Genomic DNA, 16,895 nt, shown 5'->3' on the forward strand with positions numbered 1-16,895 from the left:
GGCGTTCACAGTGGAGAATCTGATTGCGCTGCTGGTCGCAGCGCCCCTGCTCGGGGCGGCGGTGCTGCTGTGCGGCGGCCGGCGCCTCGACAAGACCGGCCACTGGCTGGGCACCCTGCTCTCGGCCGCCTCGTTCGTCATCGGACTGGTGCTGTTCAGCGAGATGCTGGGCCGGGACGCCGAGGACCGTGCCGTGTACCAGCACCTGTTCAGCTGGATCCCGGTGGAGGGCTTCCAGGCGGACGTCGCCTTCCAGCTCGACCAGCTGTCGATGACGTTCGTCCTGCTGATCTCGGGTGTGGGCACGCTCATCCACGTGTACTCCATCGGGTACATGGAGCACGACGAGCGGCGCCGCCGCTTCTTCGGCTACCTGAACCTCTTCCTCGCGGCGATGCTGCTCCTGGTCCTCGCCGACAACTACCTCCTGCTGTACGTCGGCTGGGAGGGCGTGGGCCTCGCCTCGTACCTGCTCATCGGCTTCTGGCAGCACAAGCCCAGCGCGGCCACGGCCGCCAAGAAGGCCTTCCTGGTCAACCGGGTCGGCGACATGGGCCTGTCGATCGCGATCATGCTGATGTTCACCACCTTCGGCACCTTCGCCTTCGGGCCGGTGCTCGGGTCGGTCGGCGAGACGTCGGAGGGCACGCTGACGGCCATCGGCCTGATGCTGCTGCTGGCCGCGTGCGGCAAGTCGGCCCAGGTGCCGCTGCAGTCCTGGCTGGGTGACGCGATGGAGGGCCCGACCCCGGTCTCGGCCCTCATCCACGCGGCGACCATGGTGACCGCGGGCGTGTACCTCATCACCCGCTCCGGGGCGATCTTCAACGCCGCGCCGGACGCGCAGCTCGCGGTGGTCGTGGTCGGTGCGGTCACGCTCCTCTTCGGTGCGATCGTCGGTTGCGCGAAGGACGACATCAAGAAGGCCCTCGCGGGCTCGACGATGTCGCAGATCGGCTACATGATCCTGGCCGCGGGCCTCGGCCCGATCGGCTACGTCTTCGCGATCATGCACCTGGTGACGCACGGCTTCTTCAAGGCCGGCCTCTTCCTCGGCGCGGGTTCCGTGATGCACGGGATGAACGACGAAGTCGACATGCGCAAGTACGGCGGCCTGCGGAAGTACATGCCGGTCACCTTCGTCACCTTCGGCCTCGGCTACCTCGCCATCATCGGCTTCCCGGGCCTGTCCGGCTTCTGGTCCAAGGACAAGATCATCGAGGCGGCGTTCGCCAAGGGCGGCACCGAGGGCTGGATCCTCGGCGCGGTCACCCTGCTCGGCGCGGCCATCACCGCGTACTACATGACCCGCGTCATGCTCCTCACGTTCTTCGGCGAGAAGCGCTGGCAGCCGGACGAGCACGGCCACGAGCCGCACCCGCACGAGTCGCCCAAGTCCATGACGATCCCGATGATCGTGCTGGCCTTCGGATCGGTCTTCGCGGGCGGCCTGTTCAGCCTGAACGAATCCTTCGTGAAGTGGCTGGAGCCGGTCACCGACTTCCAGCACGGGCACCCGCCGCTGAGCGCCGGGACGATCACCGGCCTGACGGTCGTGGTCCTGCTCGTCGGCGTCGGCACCGCCTGGGCCCAGTACGGCAGGAAGCCCGTACCCGTGGTCGCCCCGCGCGGCTCGCTCCTCACCCGGGCGGCCCGCCGCGACCTGCTCCAGGACGACTTCAACCACATCGTGCTGGTGCGCGGCGGCGAGCACCTGACCCGCTCGCTCGTGTACGTCGACCACACCCTGGTCGACGGGGTGGTCAACGGAACGGCCGCCTCGGTCGGCGGGCTGTCGGGCCGGCTGCGCAAGCTGCAGAACGGCTACGCCCGCAGTTACGCGGTCTCGATGTTCGGGGGCACGGCGATCCTGATCGCCGCGACCCTGCTGATGAGGGCGGTGTGAAATGAGTTTCCCGCTTCTGACGGTGACGGCCGCGCTGCCCGCGGTCGGCGCGGTCCTCACGGCGGCCGTCCCGGCCTCCCGCCGGACCGCCGCCAAGTGGCTCGCGCTGCTCTTCTCGCTGGCGACCCTGGCGCTCGCCGTGGTCGTCGCGGTGCGCTTCGAGCCGGGCGGCGCGCGCTACCAGCTCACCGAATCCCACTCCTGGATCAAGGACTTCGGGGTGCGGTACGAACTGGGCGTGGACGGCATCGGGGTGGCGCTGATCGCGCTCACCGCCCTGCTGATCCCGTTCGTGATCGCGGCCGGCTGGCACGACGCCGACCCCCTGGAGGCCGAGCCGTCCGCGGGCTCCCGGTGGCGGCCGACGCAGGGCTTCTTCGCCCTGATCCTGATGGTCGAGGCGATGGTGATCATCTCCTTCGAGGCCACCGACGTCTTCGTCTTCTACATCTTCTTCGAAGCCATGCTGATCCCGATGTACTTCCTCATCGGCGGCTTCGGGGACCGGGCGCACTCCGGCACGGACGAGAACGCCGCCGCGCAGCGGTCGTACGCAGCGGTCAAGTTCCTCCTCTACAACCTGGCCGGCGGTCTGATCATGCTGGCCGCGGTCATCGGGCTGTACGTGGTCGCCGGGAGCTTCTCGCTCCAGGAGATCGCCGCAGCCCGCGCGGCGGGCACGCTCGACATGGCGACCAACACCGAGCGGCTGCTGTTCCTGGGCTTCTTCTTCGCCTTCGCGGTGAAGGCCCCGCTGTGGCCGCTGCACACGTGGCTGCCCAATGCGATGGGCGAGGCCACGGCCCCGGTCGCCGTGCTGATCACCGCGGTGGTCGACAAGGTCGGCACCTTCGCGATGCTCCGGTTCTGTCTGGGGCTGTTCCCGGAGGCCAGCAAGTGGGCCACCCCGGTGGTCCTCGTGCTCGCCCTGATCAGCATCGTGTACGGCGCACTGCTCGCGGTCGGCCAGCGGGACATCAAGCGCCTGGTCGCGTACGCCTCGATCTCGCACTTCGGCTTCATCATCCTCGGCATCTTCGCGATGACCTCGCAAGGCCAGTCCGGCGCGACGCTCTACATGGTCAACCACGGTCTGAGCACCGCCGCCTTGATGCTGGTGGCCGGATTCCTGATCTCGCGGCGCGGTTCACGGCTCATCGCCGACTACGGCGGCGTGCAGAAGGTCGCCCCGGTGCTCGCCGGCACCTTCCTGATCGGCGGACTGGCCACCCTGTCGCTGCCGGGACTGGCGCCCTTCGTCAGCGAGTTCCTGGTCCTGGTCGGAACCTTCGCCCGGTACCCGGTGGCCGGCATCGTGGCCACGCTCGGCATCGTGCTCGCGGCGCTGTACACCCTGGTGCTGTACCAGCGCACGATGACCGGCCCGGTGAAGGAGGAGGTCCGGTCCATGCCGGACCTGAGGCTCCGCGAGCTGCTCGTCGTCACCCCGCTGATCGCCCTGCTGATCGGCCTGGGCGTCTACCCCAAGCCGCTCACGGAGATCGTCAACCCGGCCGTGGAGCACACGATGTCCGATGTGAAGCAGAAGGACCCCGAGCCTGAGGTGGAGGCGGCCAAGTGAGCACAACAGCTGTCGGCCTGTGGGCCGCGGCCGCCGACCCCGTCGAGCGGATCCCGGCCCCCCACATCGAGTACGCGCAGCTCGCGCCCACGCTGATCGTGGTGGGCGCGGCGATCGTCGGCGTCCTCGTCGAGGCGTTCGTCCCGCGCAAGTACCGCCACCACACCCAGGTGTTCCTCGCGGTCGCCGCCCTCGCCTCGGCCTTCGCGGCCGTGGTGGGGCTGGCGGCCGCCGGGTACGGCTCCACCAAGGCGCACATCGCCGCGATGGGCGCCATCGCGGTGGACGGGCCCGCCCTGTTCCTCCAGGGCACCATCATCCTGGCCTCCGTCGTGGCGGTGTTCACCTTCGCCGAGCGGCGGCTCGACCCCGCGGCCCACGGCCGCAAGGTCGACTCCTTCGCCGCCCAGGCTGCCTCGGTCCCCGGCAGCGACAGCGAGAAGGCCGCCGTCAAGGCGGGGTTCAGCACCAGCGAGGTGTTCCCGCTGGCCCTGTTCGCGGTCGCCGGCATGCTGATCTTCCCGGCGGCCAACGACCTCCTGACGCTGTTCGTGGCCCTGGAGGTCTTCTCCCTCCCGCTGTACCTGCTCTGTGCCGTCGCCCGCCGCCAGCGGCTGATGTCGCAGGAGGCCGCCGTGAAGTACTTCCTCCTCGGCGCGTTCTCCTCCGCCTTCCTCCTCTTCGGCATCGCCCTGCTGTACGGGTACGCGGGCTCGGTCTCGTACGCCCGCATCGCCGACGTGGTCGACGGCACGGTCACCGGCATCGACCCGGCCCTCGCCTCGACGATGGGCAACGACGCCCTGCTGCTGATCGGCGGCGCGCTGATCCTGACGGGCCTGCTCTTCAAGGTCGGTGCGGTGCCGTTCCACATGTGGACCCCGGACGTGTACCAGGGCGCCCCCACCCCGGTGACGGGCTTCATGGCGGCGGCCACCAAGGTCGCGGCCTTCGGCGCGCTGCTCCGGCTGCTGTACGTCGTCCTGCCGGGCCTGCGCTGGGACTGGCGCCCGGTGATGTGGGGCGTCGCCATCGTCACCATGCTGGCCGGTGCGGTCATCGCGGTGACGCAGACGGACGTCAAGCGCCTGCTGGCCTACTCCTCCATCGCGCACGCGGGGTTCATCCTCGCCGGTGTGATCGCCACCTCCGAGGAGGGCGTCTCGTCCGTCCTCTTCTACCTGGGGGCGTACTCCTTCGTGACGATCGGCGCGTTCGCGGTGGTCACGCTGGTGCGGGACGCGGGCGGCGAGGCCACCCACCTGTCCAAGTGGGCCGGTCTGGGACGCCGTTCACCGCTGACGGCGGCGGTGTTCGCGGTCTTCCTGCTGGCCTTCGCCGGCATTCCGCTGACCTCCGGCTTCGCGGGCAAGTTCGCGGTGTTCAAGGCGGCGGCGGAGGGCGGTGCGGGCGCGCTGGTCGTGGTCGGCGTGATCTCGTCCGCGATCGCGGCGTTCTTCTACATCCGGGTGATCGTGCTGATGTTCTTCAGTGAGCCGAAGGCCGACGGGCCGACGGTGGCCGTGCCCTCCCCGCTCACCATGACCACGATCGCGGTGGGCGTGGCGGTGACGGTGGTGCTCGGTGTCGCCCCGCAGTACTTCCTGGACCTGGCGGGCCAGGCGAGCGTGTTCGCCCGCTGACGGAGCCGCGACGGCTCCACCGCGCGACCGGGCCCGGTCCCCTCAGGGGGCCGGGCCCGGTCGCGTGTCGGCTACTTCGGGGCCGCCGGCCGGGTGGTGCCGGGCAGGCAGCGCACGGCCGGGTTGTACGTCTGGAACATCCCGCTCGGGTTGTCCTTCCAGAGCCAGACGTGCAGGGCGTAGTGGACCGGCTGGCCCGGGAAGTTCCCGGGCAGCGGCCCCTTGAACGGCTGCCCGAACATGCTCGGCCGGTCGTCGTCCGTGGACGTCTTCCCGTCCCGGTCGGCGACGACCCACTCCACCGCCACGAGCCTGCGCCCGCCGTGCCGGGAGTCCTCGTAGAGGAGGGCGGCGGGCCGCCGGGGGTCGGTGGAGTTGTCGTGGGCGTGGTTGAAGTGGGGGTATCCGAGCGCCCCCGCCTTGGCGGGCCCGGCGACGCAGTACCGGTCGGCGCGGTAGCCGGCGGCGACGCCGTCCTGCTCGCGGAGGTACCGCATGCTCGCCACGGCGGCCTCGGCCAGCGCGGCGGCGGCCGCGGGGTCCTCCCGCGAGGACCCGCCGGGGGCGGCGGCGCCGGCCGGTGCGGCGGGCAGGACGAGCGAGGCTGCGGCCGCGAGGGCCAGGGCGAGCTTGCCGGTACGGGGTGCCATGCGCGGACTCCTTGGACGACGACCTGGGCAGCCCATGGGCGGCCTGCGGGACACCCGCGGGCGGCCCATGGGCACCAGCAGCATCCCCCCGGGCCCGGTGGCCCGCCACGCGGGCGGGCCATCGGGCTGACCGGACGTCAGCCGCCCGGACGGCGCCCCCCGTGCATCCGGGCGGCGCCCGCCGGGCCCCGTGACGCACGCGGTGAGCCGGGCTCGCACCACCCCGGACGGGGCGGCGCGGTGTGTGCGGTCCGGGGTGCCGTGGCCGTCAGGCGGCCGCCCGCGCCGCGTAGGCCGTACGTCCGCGTCCGGATCGCCGACGGCCGTGGCGAGTGCGGTGCGTGCCTGCGGCCGTTCCCGGTTTACGAGGGCGGTGGCAAGATCTGCCACCGCCGTCGCCCATCTGGTGGGACCGTGCGTCAGACGGCGGGGACGATCCGTCCGGTGACTTCGCCCAGGCCGATGCGGACGCCGTCGGCGCCCGGCGCCCACGCGGTCAGCGTGACGGTGTCGCCGTCCTCCAGGAACGTGCGCTTGCCGTCGGTCAGTTCGATGGCGTCCCGGCCGTTCCAGGTCAGCTCCAGCAGCGAGCCGCGCTGGCCCACCTCGGGGCCGCTGACGGTGCCGGAGCCGAACACGTCGCCCGTCCGGAGCGAGGCGCCGTTCACCGTCATGTGCGCGAGCTGCTGGGCTGCGGTCCAGTACATCGACGCGAACGGCGGGGCCGCCACCTCCTGACCGTTGATCGCCACGGAGATCCGCAGGTCGAAGCCGCCCGGCAGGACTCCGGGGGCGGCGTCGTCGAGGTACGGCAGCAGCGGGAAGTCGCGCGCGGGCGGGGCCACGCGGGCCGCGTCCAGGGCCTCCAGCGGGGTGACCCACGCGGAGACGGAGGTCGCGAAGGACTTGCCGAGGAACGGGCCCAGCGGGACGTACTCCCAGGCCTGGATGTCACGCGCCGACCAGTCGTTGAGCAGGAACAGCCCGAAGACGTGGTCGCCGAACCCGCCGAGGCCGACCGGGCGGCCCAGCTCGGACGGGGTGCCGACGACGAAGCCGACCTCGGCCTCGATGTCGAGCTTGATGCTCGGCCCGAAGACGGGCGCCGGGTCCGCGGGGGTCTTGCGCTGCCCGGAGGGGCGGACGACGTCGGTGCCGGACACGACGATCGTGCCGGAGCGGCCGTGGTAGCCGATCGGCAGGTGCTTCCAGTTGGGGGTGAGCGCGTCGCCGTCCGGCCGGAAGATCCGTCCGACGTTGGTGGCGTGGTGCTCGCTGGCGTAGAAGTCGACGTAGTCGGCGACCTCGTACGGCAGGTGCAGGGTGACGGCGTCGAGGGGTACGAGCAGCGGCTCCACCGCGGCCCGGTGGCCGGGCTCCGTGACCCACGCCGTGAGCTCGGCGCGCACTGCGCTCCATACGGGGCGGCCGGCGGCGAGCAGCGGGTTCAGCACGGGCTCGGCGAGCAGCGCGGCGTGCGCGGACCCGAGCGCGGCCGCGGCCGCCCCGGCGTCGAGCACGTGGCCGCCGATCCGGACGCCGATGCGGCGGCGCTCCGGCTCGTCCCCGGTCGTGAAGACGCCGTACGGGAGGTTGTGCGGCCCGAACGGGTCGCCCTCGGGGAGGTCGAGAGGGCTCTGCTGGGGCATGGGGTGCTGCCTCGCTTCCGAAGTCTGTGGGTGTCTCGCCGTCGACCGGGTCGTCCACGGGCTCGTGGGTGCCGGATCCGGGGGTGGCCCGGGGGAACACAGTGCGAGACGACACGTTACGTGGCCGGTGGGGCCTGCGGGAGGCCGGATTCGGGTGCTATTTATAAGACTTGTACCGAGGGGTCCTATCCTTGGCGGGTGCCATACGCCTTGATCGCCACTGACCTCGACGGCACCCTGCTGTGTGCCGGAGACACCGTCTCCCCCCGCTCGTACGAGGCGCTCGCGCGGGCGCGCGCGGCCGGCGCACAGCACATCGTGGTGACCGGCCGGCCCGTGCCGCAGGTGCGGCACGTACTGGACGGGCTCGGATACACCGGGCTGGCCGTGTGCGGGCAGGGCGCACAGGTGTACGACGCGGCGGCCGGCCGGATGCTGCACTCCGTGCCCATGGACCGGGAGCTCGCGGAGATCGCCCTCGGCAAGATCGAGGCGGAGATCGGCGAGGTGTACGCCGCGGTCAACCGCGAAGGCATCGACGCGGAGATGCTGATAGGGCCGGGCTACCGGATGTGGCACCCGCACCTGCCGACGGTCCCCGTGCCCCGCCGGTCCGACCTGTGGTCGGCGCCGATCAACAAGGTCCTGCTCCAGCACCCGCTGCTGGACGACGACGAACTGACCCGGGTGGCCCGCTCGGTGGTCGGGGACCTGGTGAACGTCACGATGGCGGGGGAGCACACGGTCGAGCTGCAGCCGCCGGGGATCGACAAGGCGAGCGGCCTGGCGCTGGCCGCGGCGGAGCTGGGACTGCCGGCCTCGTCGACGATCGCGTTCGGCGACATGCCCAACGACATCCCGATGTTCGCCTGGGCGGCGCACGGGGTGGCGATGGCCAACGCCCACGAGGAGCTGAAGGCGGTGGCCGACGAGATCACCCTCTCCAACGACGCCGACGGCATCGCCGCCGTCCTCCACCGCCTCTACCCGTAGGTGCGGACCCGCCCGCGCGAGCCCGCTCAGCCCGCCGTGCGCGGGATGCGGCGCTCCCAGGTGCGGTGGAAGACGATCTCCTCGCCGTCCCGGCAGACGACCTCGTTCACGGTGTGGAAGGAGCCCGCGTCGCAGCCGATCTCCGAACGGGTCTCGACGTGCGCGTCCCAGCCAGTCTCGGGGCGGTGCAGCCGGATGCGCCACTCCGAGCGGGTACGGGCCGACAGTGGATCGGCCTCCTGCACGGAGTACGTGTCCAGCGCGTCCTCGGAGAACTCCAGCCCGTCGGGGTAGACCCGCGTCCCGCCGTAGCGGGGGTCCACCTCCAGGCGCCAGACCCCGCGGGCGACGTCGCGCACGACCAGCCGCTCCGGGCGCGGCTCCTCCAGCGTGGCGGGGTACGAGACCCCCAGCGGCCCGGACTGTTCCGGGGGCCCGAAGACGATCTCCGCGGCGCCGGCGTCGGCGGCGGGGCTGCGGACCGGGAGCTCCAGGGAGCTGCCGGCCGGTTCCATGGTCCAGCCCGCCTCCGAGCCCGCCCGCGGCCAGATCCACGGCCAGTACGCGGAGGAGAGCGCGAGCCGGATCCGGTGGCCCGGGGGGAAGGAGTGGCCGATGCCGTTCAGGTCGAAGGAGACGTCCTCGGTCGCGCCCGCGGGCCAGGACAGCGCGGTGTCGCGCCCGGAGCGCGCGGACAGGTTGAGCGCCCCCCGGGTGACCAGCGTCGAGGACCCGTCGGGGGCGACGTCGCAGAGCCGCGCGACGACCTGCCCGTGCGGTACGTCCATCCGCAGCCGGACCGTCACCCGGGGCCGGCCCAGGATCTCGACCGGCGCGTCCGCTACCGGGAACTCGAAGCAGGCCGACCGCGCGTCCTCCTCGCGCTGGTCCGGCGGCAGGTCGGCGTCGTTGCCGAAGGGGAAGAACCGGCCCGCGTCCACGCCCGTGTGCTGCGGCGAGGCGACCTTCACGGGCGGGCCCTGGAAGCCGTACCGGACGGGGGTGACCGCGGGGGAGGGCCAGGCGCGGTCGCCGACCCAGCGGCCCGGCAGCACGTCGTAGCCGGTCGCCGGCGGGTGCGACTCGCTGATCCAGGACCGCAGCAGCGGCTCGGACATCACGCCGGTGTCCGCCCCCTTGAGCCAGTGGTCCCACCACCGCAGCGTCTCCTGGAGGAAGCCGATCGCCGGTCCGGGCGGCAGCCCGCGGTCCGGGTACTGGTGCGACCAGGGCCCGATCAGCGCGCGCACCCGGTCCGCCGGCAGGTGCTCGGCCAGCCGCAGGACCGTGTCCCGGTAGGGGTCGTGCCAGCCCCCCACGGCCAGCACGGCCGCACGGATCGCGGAGTAGTCCTCGCAGACGCTCCCGTGCTTCCAGTACGCGTCGCGGGTCTGGTGGGACAGCCAGGTGTGGATCAGCGGCTCCACCGACTCCAGCCGGTCCAGCCACTGCTCCCGCCAGCCGTCCCCCGCGTACCGCGGGTCCGGCGGGCGGGAGGCGAAGGCCAGCATCGTCGCCGCCCACGCGTGCATGTCCACCGCCAGTACCGAGCCGCCCATGTAGTGCACGTCGTTGTCATAGCGGTCGTCCGTGGAGCAGACGGTGACGACCGCCTTCAGCGGCCCGGGCGCCAGGGCCGCGATCTGGAGCGAGTTGAAGCCTCCCCAGGAGATGCCGAACATGCCGACCGCGCCCGTGCACCACGGCCGCGCCGCCAGCCACTCCACCACCGCGACCCCGTCGGCCAGTTCCCGGGCGTCGTACTCGTCCCCCGGACGGCCCTCGCTGTTGCCGTGCCCGCGCACGTCGACGCGGACGGAGGCGTAGCCGTGGCCCGCGTACCAGGGGTGGCGCTGCCAGTCGCGCGGGGCGGTCCAGTCGGTCAGCCGGTACGGCAGGTACTCCAGCAGGGCCGGGACCGGCTCGTCGGTGACCGGGCGCCAGATCCGCGCGTACAGCCTGGTGCCGTCCGGCAGGGGGATGCGGACGTCCTCGTGGGCGGTCTCGTACGGGAAGGCGGTACGGATGATCATGGGCGTCCTTGTCAGTGCACGGGGTGCATCGTGCGCCGCAGGCAGGGCGCGAGGGCGATCACGGCGAGGCCGGCGGCGACCGCGACGGCACCGTTGACTCCGAAGTACACGGGGTTCGACACGTGCCCGTAGACCTTCACCACCTGCGCCTGGATGCCGTTGGCGAGGGCGAGCGAGAGGAACCACAGGGCCATGGTCTGGCTGCTGTAGGCCTTCGGTGCGAGCTTGGTCGTCGCGGACATGCCCGAGGTCTCCAGCAGGATGTCCCCGAGCCCGAGCAGCAGGTACGAGCTGACGATCCACCAGGCGGCCATGCGGTACGAGTCCGAGGCGTGCCCGGAGGTGGGGATCACCATCAGCAGGAAGGAGAGGCCGCCCAGGATCACCCCGATGGCGATCTTGTTGGAGACGTGCGGCTGGCGGCGGCCCATCCGCACCCACACGGCGGCGACCACCGGGGCCAGCGCCACCTCGAAGGCGCCGAGCGCGGAGGCGTACCAGCTCGCCGGGAAGTCGAAGCCGAGGATCGTGGTCCTGGCGTTCGTCGAGGCCAGCAGCATCATCGTCGAGTACGCCTGGAACAGGATGAAGTTGAAGGCGACCGACGCCAGGAAGAGCACCACGTACGGTTTCAGGCGGCCGCGCTCGGCCGGGGTCACCCGGGGGCTGCGGAACATCACCGTGAAGTAGACGACCGGCGCGATCACCGAGATGAGCGTCAGCACGTCGACGAAGCGCTCCATGGTCAGCCGGCCGGCGGCGGCCGGCAGCCCGCACAGCACGGCCAGGCCCAGCAGTCCGCCGGCGATCGTCCACACGGCGCGCCGCATGGCGGCGGGCGCGAGGGCGAACTCTGCGGAGTGCTTGCGCCCCGCCAGATGGCGGCGTCCCAGCACGTATTGGACCAGACCGGCCGTCATGCCGACCGCGGCGGCGGAGAAGCCCCAGTGCCAGCCCTTGTGCTCGCCCAGCCAGCCCGTGATCAGCGGTCCGGCGAAGGCGCCGATGTTGATGCCCATGTAGTACAGGGCGAAGCCCGCGTCGCGCCGGTCGTCGTCGGTGCGGTAGAGCTTGCCCACCATGCTGGCGACGTTCGGCTTGAGCAGCCCGGTGCCGGCGCTGATCAGGCCGAGTCCGGTCCAGGTCATGGCGGTGGTCGGCACGGCCATCGCGTAGTGGCCGCAGGCGATCAGGATGCCGCCCCAGAGCACGGCGCGGTACGAGCCGAGGATCCGGTCGGCGAGCCAGCCGCCCGCGACGGAGACGAGGTAGACCATGGTTCCGTAGGCCGCCGAGACGGAGGCCGCGGTTCCGGGGTCCATCCCCAGTCCGCCGTTCGCGACCGTGTCCGCGAAGTAGAGGACGAGGATGGCCTGCATGCCCAGGAACGAGAAGCGCTCCCAGACCTCCAGACCGGACAGGGTCGCCAGGCCGCGGGGCTGCCCGAAGAAGGCGTGGTCGTCGGCCGCGGGCGGATGCTCCGCCTCCGGTTCGCCCGGTTCCACGTCGGTCAAGATTCTGGACAAAACACCCTCTCTGGTTTCTATGGACTTCTCATGAACATACCGGGGCTCTTCGGGCACTGCGCGGGACATGGCGCCCGGGTGCTCTCCGTGATCGAAAATGGACCGGATACGCTGACTTGAGTGATGGCAGCGACACATCGACAATCCGTGTGATCGTCAGCAGACAGGAGTACCCCTCGTGACCGTCGTCGGGCCGTTCGGACTGAGCGTGCGGGACCAGGCTCTTGAGACCGATGTCCAGGCCGGACTGGCCGCCGTCGAGGAGGGTCTGCTCGAAGCCACCAAGAGCGACGTCCCCTTCATCACGGAAGCCGCACAGCACCTGGTGCGCGCGGGAGGCAAGCGCTTCCGGCCGCTGCTCGTGATGCTCGCGTCGCGGTTCGGCGACCCCTACGCGCCCGGCATCGTGCCCTCGGCCGTGGTGGTGGAGCTCACGCACCTGGCGACGCTCTACCACGACGACGTGATGGACGAGGCGGACGTGCGCCGCGGGGTGGCCAGCGCCAACACCCGCTGGAGCAACTCCGTGGCGGTCCTCACGGGTGACTTCCTCTTCGCCCGCGCCTCGCACATCCTGGCCGACCTCGGCCCGGAGGCGGTCCGCATCCAGGCGGAGGCCTTCGAGCGGCTGGTGACGGGTCAGATCCTGGAGACCGCGGGCCCGCGCGAGGGCCAGGACCCCGTCGAGCACTACCTCGACGTCCTCGCCGGCAAGACCGGTTCGCTGGTCGCCGTCTCGGGCCGCTTCGGCGCGATGATGTCCGGCGCCGACGAATCCGTCGTCGACATCCTCACCCAGTACGGCGAGCGCCTCGGCACCGCCTTCCAGCTGGCCGACGACGTCCTGGACATCGCCTCCGACTCCCACGAGTCCGGCAAGACCCCGGGCACCGACCTGCGCGAGGGCATCCCGACCCTGCCCGTGCTGCGGCTGCGCGAGACGGCCGCGCGGGACGGCAAGGCCGAGGACCTGGATCTCGTACGGCTCCTCGACGGCGATCTGACGGACGACGCCCGGCACGCCGAGGCGCTCGCCCGGCTGCGCGTGCACCCCGCCCTGGACCAGGCCCGCCGCGACACGGTCCGGTACGCCGAGGAGGCGCGCGCCACGCTCGCCCCGCTCCCCGAGTGCTTCGCCAAGTCCGCGCTCGTCGAGCTGTGCGACGCCGTGGTGCACCGCGCCGGGTAACACCTTCGTGCAGCTGCTCGCCTCCCCCGACCCCTACGGGACGGGGGAGGAAACGGCCCGCGGTGTCATCCCTGCGTAGTACGCGGAGTTGATTCCGGGGTCTGACGCTTCGTACCGCCCGATTTGGTCAGATGGGTACACCATCCCCACCAGATCGGGTGACGCAGGCGGCGAGGGGTGGACGTGTACACAAACAGACGGGCATGCCGCCGCCGTACACAGAGGTAGGGCAGACATGGCACCGAACGCACAGACTCCGGTTGACGGCCACGACGAGGCCGTCGACCTCCGGGCGGGCCGCCGCAAGGCCGCGCGGTACGCCGTACCGATAGCGGTGGCGGCGGTGGCTGTCACGGCCGTCGCCATGGTCCCGGCCATGGCGAACGCCGGCAGCCCCGACCTGCCGAAGATCACGGCGCAGCAGCTCGTCGAGAAGATCGCCGCCTCGGACACGGAGCAGCTGTCCGGCACGGCGAAGATCAGCACCGACCTGGGCCTGCCGGACCTCGGGAGCGGCCTGCTGAGCGGCCTGACCGGCGGCAGCGGGATGACCGGCGGGTCCGCGGACCCGCAGGAGAAGCTGACCCAGCTGGCCATGGGCACCCACACGGTCAAGGTCGCAGCCGACGGCCCGGACCGCCAGAAGCTCACCTTCCTCGACGGCAAGGACGAGTACAGCCTCGTCCACAACGGCCAGGACGTCTGGGGATACGACAGCAAGTCCGGCGAGGTCTTCCACGACAAGACCGGTTCCGAGGGCGGCGCGCCCGGGCACCTGAAGGACCGCAAGGACCACAAGACGGCCGACCGGCTGCCGGGCACGCCCAAGCAGATGGCCGAGGAGGCCCTGAAGGCCGCCGGCCCGACCACCGAGGTGAGCGTCGGCGACACCGCGCAGGTGGCCGGCCGCGACGCGTACCAGCTGGTCCTCAAGCCGAAGCAGAGCGGTTCCACGATCGGTTCCGTGAAGATCGCGGTGGACGCGGAGAACGGCACCCCGCTGCGCTTCCAGGTGCTGGCGAGCGAAGGCGGCAAGCCGATCCTGGACGCCGGCTTCACCAAGGTCGACTTCTCCCGGCCGTCCGCGGACACCTTCACCTTCACCCCGCCCAAGGGCGCGAAGGTGACCGAGGGCCTGCCGGGCGAAGAGCACGGCAAGGGCCCGGACAAGGGCTTCGGGAAGGACGGCTCGGACGGCCTGAAGGCGCTCGAGGCCATCCCCGGCCTGGGGGGTCTGACCGGCGGCGCCGCGGGCGACGGCGCGCGCGACCTGAAGATCCTGGGCGAGGGCTGGGCCACGATCGCGCGGATCGAGGTGCCGGGCGGCAAGGGCCTGAACGCCGTCGCGGGCAACGAGGCCGACACGGACGTCCCCAAGGAGGCCCAGCAGTTCATCGACTCGATCGGTGACAAGGTCTCCGGGAAGTTCGGCGAGGGCCGGGTGTTCTCGACCCGCATCGTCAACGCCCTGATCACCGACGACGGCACCGTCTACGTCGGCACGGTCACCAAGGACGCGCTGGTGAAGGCCGCGGACTCGGCGAAGTAACGGCGGCGCGACACCGCGCGACGCGAGGATCGAAGGGTGGGCCGGGACTGTGTCCCGGCCCACCCTTCGGCCGTTCCGGTACCCCGTACAGCAGGCCCGCTGTACGGTGAAAGGCATGTCGAGACACGTCACCATCCGCCTGAACGAGGAGTTCCACGACCGCCTGAAGGCGCGTGCGGCGGCGCTGGGGACGACCGTCACCGCGCTGATCACCGAGGTCACCGAGCGCGAACTGGACGAGGACCGGCGCAAGTTCCTCACCGGCATCGACGAGTTCGCCGACCACTGGGGCTACTTCCAGGAGCGGTTCGGGAATTGAAGATCACCATGGAGTGGGCCTGGACGGCGCTCGCCCACCATCTCCCGTCCGACCCGGCCGTCTGGGACCCTTCCGGGGTCGAGGCCGCGGTCGCCCGCCACCAGAGCGACCTGGTGCTGGTCCCCGAGCAGCCCGCCCCGGACACCGCCTGGCGGGCCGCGGCGTTCCTGCACACGCTCGCGGTGTGCCCGGCGCTCGAATCGCCGATGAACGAGTTCTACGCGGCCGCCGCCACCCGCTCCTACCTGCGGGTGGCCGGGGCCCGGCACCTGCCCTCGCCCGAGGACCTCGGCGACCTGGTCGAGGCCGCGAAGCTGGGGCGCGTCGACATCGGCGGGGTCGCGGAGGAGCTGCGCGCCCGGATCCAGGATCCGCAGCAGCAGCCTGCGGACGACGCGGACACCGGTTCCGGCACTCCGTAGGGGCCGTTTCGCGCGGCAGCCGCCGCCCCGCACCGGAAGGCGGGGGACGGCGGCTACGGTCAGCGGTGCTGCGGTGGGGCGGAGTTCACCCGTTGCGTCAGAAGGTGATCTTCCAGCTGTTGATGTAGCCCACGTCCTGCGCGGCCGCGTCCCTCACCCGCAGGCCCCAGACGCCGTTGGCGACCTCGCTGGAGGCGTTGACGGTGTAGCTCTGGACGAGGTTGTCGGCGCTGCCGCCACTGCGGTTGTGCAGGTTGTAGACCGTGCCGTCGGGGGCGACGAGGTCGACGATGAGGTCACCGCGGTACGTGTGGACGATGTTGACGTCCACCTTCGTGGTGGCCGGCGCGTTCCCGGGCACGTTGACGGCCGTGACCGACGACGTCACCGCGCCGGCGGGGGAGTCCGGGATGTTGACGTCCGTGGTGTTCTCGAAGGACGGGCCGGGCGGGACCGGCGTGGAGGCGCCCAGGTGCCAGATCGCGTAGGCGACGGCGTCGCTGTTGCGGTCGAGCGCGGTGTCGTTGATGTTCGAGGTGTTGTCGCAGGAGGAGTGGTAGCAGCGGTCGAAGGCCTGGCCGGACGTGCCGCCCCACTTCTGGGCCTGGGCCGCGCTCTTGGTCCTGCTGGCGCCGGTGAACAGGCCGCCGACGGGTATGCCCACGTTCTTGAAGGAGGCGTGGTCCGAGCGCCCGTCGCCCTCGGTCTCGATCTCCGTCGGGACGCCGATCCCGGTGAAGTAGTCCTTGAACGTCTGCTCGATGGCCGGGTCGTCGTCGTAGACGAAGTAGCCCGGGTTCGGCGAGCCGATCATGTCGAAGTTCAGGTAGCCGGAGAACTTCGCGCGCTCGGCCGCGGGCAGGTTGTTCACGTAGTACTTCGAGCCGATCAGGCCGAGCTCCTCCGCGCCCCACCAGCCGAAGCGCAGGTGCTTGGTCGGCTGGAGCTGCGCGCGGGAGACGGCGAGCGCGGTCTCCAGGACGGCCGCGGAACCGGAGCCGTTGTCGTTGATGCCGGCGCCGGAGCTCACCGAGTCCAGGTGCGCGCCCGCCATCAGCACGGAGTTGGGGTCACCGCCCGGCCAGTCGGCGATCAGGTTGTAGCCGGTCGCGCCGCTGGAGGTGAAGGTCTGCAGCGTGGTGGTGAACCCGGCCGCGTCCAGCTTCGCCTTCACGTAGTCGATCGAGGCCTTGTAGCCGGTCCGGCCGTGTGCGCGGTTGCCGCCGTTGTTCGTGGCGATCGTCTGCAGCTGGGACAGGTGGGCCTTGACGTTGGCGAGCGGGATGTCCGGCGGAGTGGGGGCCGCGGTGGCCGCCGTGGGAGCGGCGAGTGCGCCGGGCGCGGTGGAGGCGAGGAGGCCGGCGACCGCGAGAGCGGTCGCGGCGGCCAGCCGCCGGGAGACGGAGAGGCTCATGTGGGGGCTCCGGGATTCCG

Annotated in this window: 13 protein-coding genes; 8 read left to right on the forward strand and 5 right to left on the reverse strand. The window is 71.5% G+C overall.

Annotation, left to right across the window (positions count from 1 at the left end; all coding sequences use genetic code 11):
- The first annotated feature begins 10 nt into the window (after positions 1 to 10).
- From nuoL to nuoN, 3 genes are read left to right on the forward strand one after another with little or no spacing between them, the layout of a single operon-like run.
- Positions 11 to 1,906 (forward strand): NADH-quinone oxidoreductase subunit L, encoded by a 1,896-nt coding sequence (gene nuoL / locus ACZ7H1_RS06245; protein WP_470784201.1) that lies wholly within the window; start codon positions 11 to 13, stop codon positions 1,904 to 1,906.
- 1 nt (position 1,907) lies between these two features.
- Complete coding sequence (locus tag ACZ7H1_RS06250) at positions 1,908 to 3,488, forward strand: NADH-quinone oxidoreductase subunit M (RefSeq protein ID WP_470784203.1); 1,581 nt, start codon at positions 1,908 to 1,910, stop codon at positions 3,486 to 3,488.
- Positions 3,485 to 5,131, forward strand: coding sequence for an NADH-quinone oxidoreductase subunit NuoN (gene nuoN, locus ACZ7H1_RS06255; protein ID WP_470784204.1), 1,647 nt, complete (start codon positions 3,485 to 3,487; stop codon positions 5,129 to 5,131). Before ACZ7H1_RS06250 ends, nuoN begins: the two co-directional genes overlap by 4 nt.
- 71 nt (positions 5,132 to 5,202) lie before the next feature.
- Here nuoN and ACZ7H1_RS06260 read toward each other — a convergent pair whose 3' ends face one another.
- Both ACZ7H1_RS06260 and fahA read right to left on the reverse strand, forming a co-directional pair.
- Positions 5,203 to 5,781 (reverse strand): hypothetical protein, encoded by a 579-nt coding sequence (locus ACZ7H1_RS06260; protein ID WP_470784205.1) that lies wholly within the window; start codon positions 5,779 to 5,781, stop codon positions 5,203 to 5,205.
- A gap of 419 nt (positions 5,782 to 6,200) precedes the next feature.
- Entirely contained in the window at positions 6,201 to 7,430 is a 1,230-nt protein-coding gene (fahA, locus tag ACZ7H1_RS06265) for a fumarylacetoacetase (protein ID WP_470784207.1), read from the reverse strand.
- Between the two features lie 198 nt (positions 7,431 to 7,628).
- Between fahA and ACZ7H1_RS06270 the strand changes: the two genes are divergently transcribed.
- Positions 7,629 to 8,423, forward strand: a complete 795-nt coding sequence (locus tag ACZ7H1_RS06270) for a Cof-type HAD-IIB family hydrolase (RefSeq protein ID WP_470784209.1) — start codon at positions 7,629 to 7,631, stop codon at positions 8,421 to 8,423.
- A gap of 26 nt (positions 8,424 to 8,449) precedes the next feature.
- On the opposite strand, the gene ACZ7H1_RS06275 is transcribed toward ACZ7H1_RS06270, so the two are convergent.
- Both ACZ7H1_RS06275 and ACZ7H1_RS06280 read right to left on the reverse strand, forming a co-directional pair.
- Positions 8,450 to 10,456 (reverse strand): CocE/NonD family hydrolase, encoded by a 2,007-nt coding sequence (locus ACZ7H1_RS06275; protein WP_470784211.1) that lies wholly within the window; start codon positions 10,454 to 10,456, stop codon positions 8,450 to 8,452.
- Between the two features lie 11 nt (positions 10,457 to 10,467).
- Positions 10,468 to 11,973: a peptide MFS transporter gene (locus tag ACZ7H1_RS06280; protein ID WP_470784443.1), complete on the reverse strand. Its 1,506-nt coding sequence runs from the start codon at positions 11,971 to 11,973 to the stop codon at positions 10,468 to 10,470.
- Between the two features lie 187 nt (positions 11,974 to 12,160).
- Here ACZ7H1_RS06280 and ACZ7H1_RS06285 point away from each other — a divergent pair, with 187 nt between their 5' ends.
- From ACZ7H1_RS06285 to ACZ7H1_RS06300, 4 genes are all read left to right on the forward strand, one after another.
- Positions 12,161 to 13,171, forward strand: a complete 1,011-nt coding sequence (locus ACZ7H1_RS06285) for a polyprenyl synthetase family protein (protein ID WP_470784213.1) — start codon at positions 12,161 to 12,163, stop codon at positions 13,169 to 13,171.
- Between the two features lie 235 nt (positions 13,172 to 13,406).
- The gene (locus tag ACZ7H1_RS06290; protein ID WP_470784214.1) at positions 13,407 to 14,720 is read left to right on the forward strand and encodes a LolA family protein; all 1,314 of its coding nucleotides are present in this window, start codon (positions 13,407 to 13,409) and stop codon (positions 14,718 to 14,720) included.
- A 115-nt stretch (positions 14,721 to 14,835) separates the two neighbouring features.
- Positions 14,836 to 15,039, forward strand: coding sequence for a hypothetical protein (locus ACZ7H1_RS06295; RefSeq protein ID WP_470784216.1), 204 nt, complete (start codon positions 14,836 to 14,838; stop codon positions 15,037 to 15,039).
- Complete coding sequence (locus ACZ7H1_RS06300; RefSeq protein ID WP_470784217.1) at positions 15,036 to 15,461, forward strand: hypothetical protein; 426 nt, start codon at positions 15,036 to 15,038, stop codon at positions 15,459 to 15,461. Before ACZ7H1_RS06295 ends, ACZ7H1_RS06300 begins: the two co-directional genes overlap by 4 nt.
- A 97-nt stretch (positions 15,462 to 15,558) precedes the next feature.
- On the opposite strand, the gene ACZ7H1_RS06305 is transcribed toward ACZ7H1_RS06300, so the two are convergent.
- The gene (locus ACZ7H1_RS06305) at positions 15,559 to 16,875 is read right to left on the reverse strand and encodes a M28 family metallopeptidase (RefSeq protein ID WP_470784218.1); all 1,317 of its coding nucleotides are present in this window, start codon (positions 16,873 to 16,875) and stop codon (positions 15,559 to 15,561) included.
- Between the last annotated feature and the right edge of the window lie 20 nt (positions 16,876 to 16,895).

It is taken from the genome of Streptomyces sp. NPDC037401, assembly GCF_055602345.1.

What these genes read in the sequence shown, in the direction of transcription:
- ACZ7H1_RS06290 (WP_470784214.1), top strand. Translation starts at nt 13,407, where the DNA reads ATGGCACCGAACGCACAGACTCCGGTTGACGGCCACGACGAGGCCGTC.
- fahA (WP_470784207.1), bottom strand. Translation starts at nt 7,430, where the DNA reads ATGCCCCAGCAGAGCCCTCTCGACCTCCCCGAGGGCGACCCGTTCGGG.
- ACZ7H1_RS06250 (WP_470784203.1), top strand. Translation starts at nt 1,908, where the DNA reads ATGAGTTTCCCGCTTCTGACGGTGACGGCCGCGCTGCCCGCGGTCGGC.
- ACZ7H1_RS06275 (WP_470784211.1), bottom strand. Translation starts at nt 10,456, where the DNA reads ATGATCATCCGTACCGCCTTCCCGTACGAGACCGCCCACGAGGACGTC.
- ACZ7H1_RS06305 (WP_470784218.1), bottom strand. Translation starts at nt 16,875, where the DNA reads ATGAGCCTCTCCGTCTCCCGGCGGCTGGCCGCCGCGACCGCTCTCGCG.
- ACZ7H1_RS06295 (WP_470784216.1), top strand. Translation starts at nt 14,836, where the DNA reads ATGTCGAGACACGTCACCATCCGCCTGAACGAGGAGTTCCACGACCGC.
- ACZ7H1_RS06260 (WP_470784205.1), bottom strand. Translation starts at nt 5,781, where the DNA reads ATGGCACCCCGTACCGGCAAGCTCGCCCTGGCCCTCGCGGCCGCAGCC.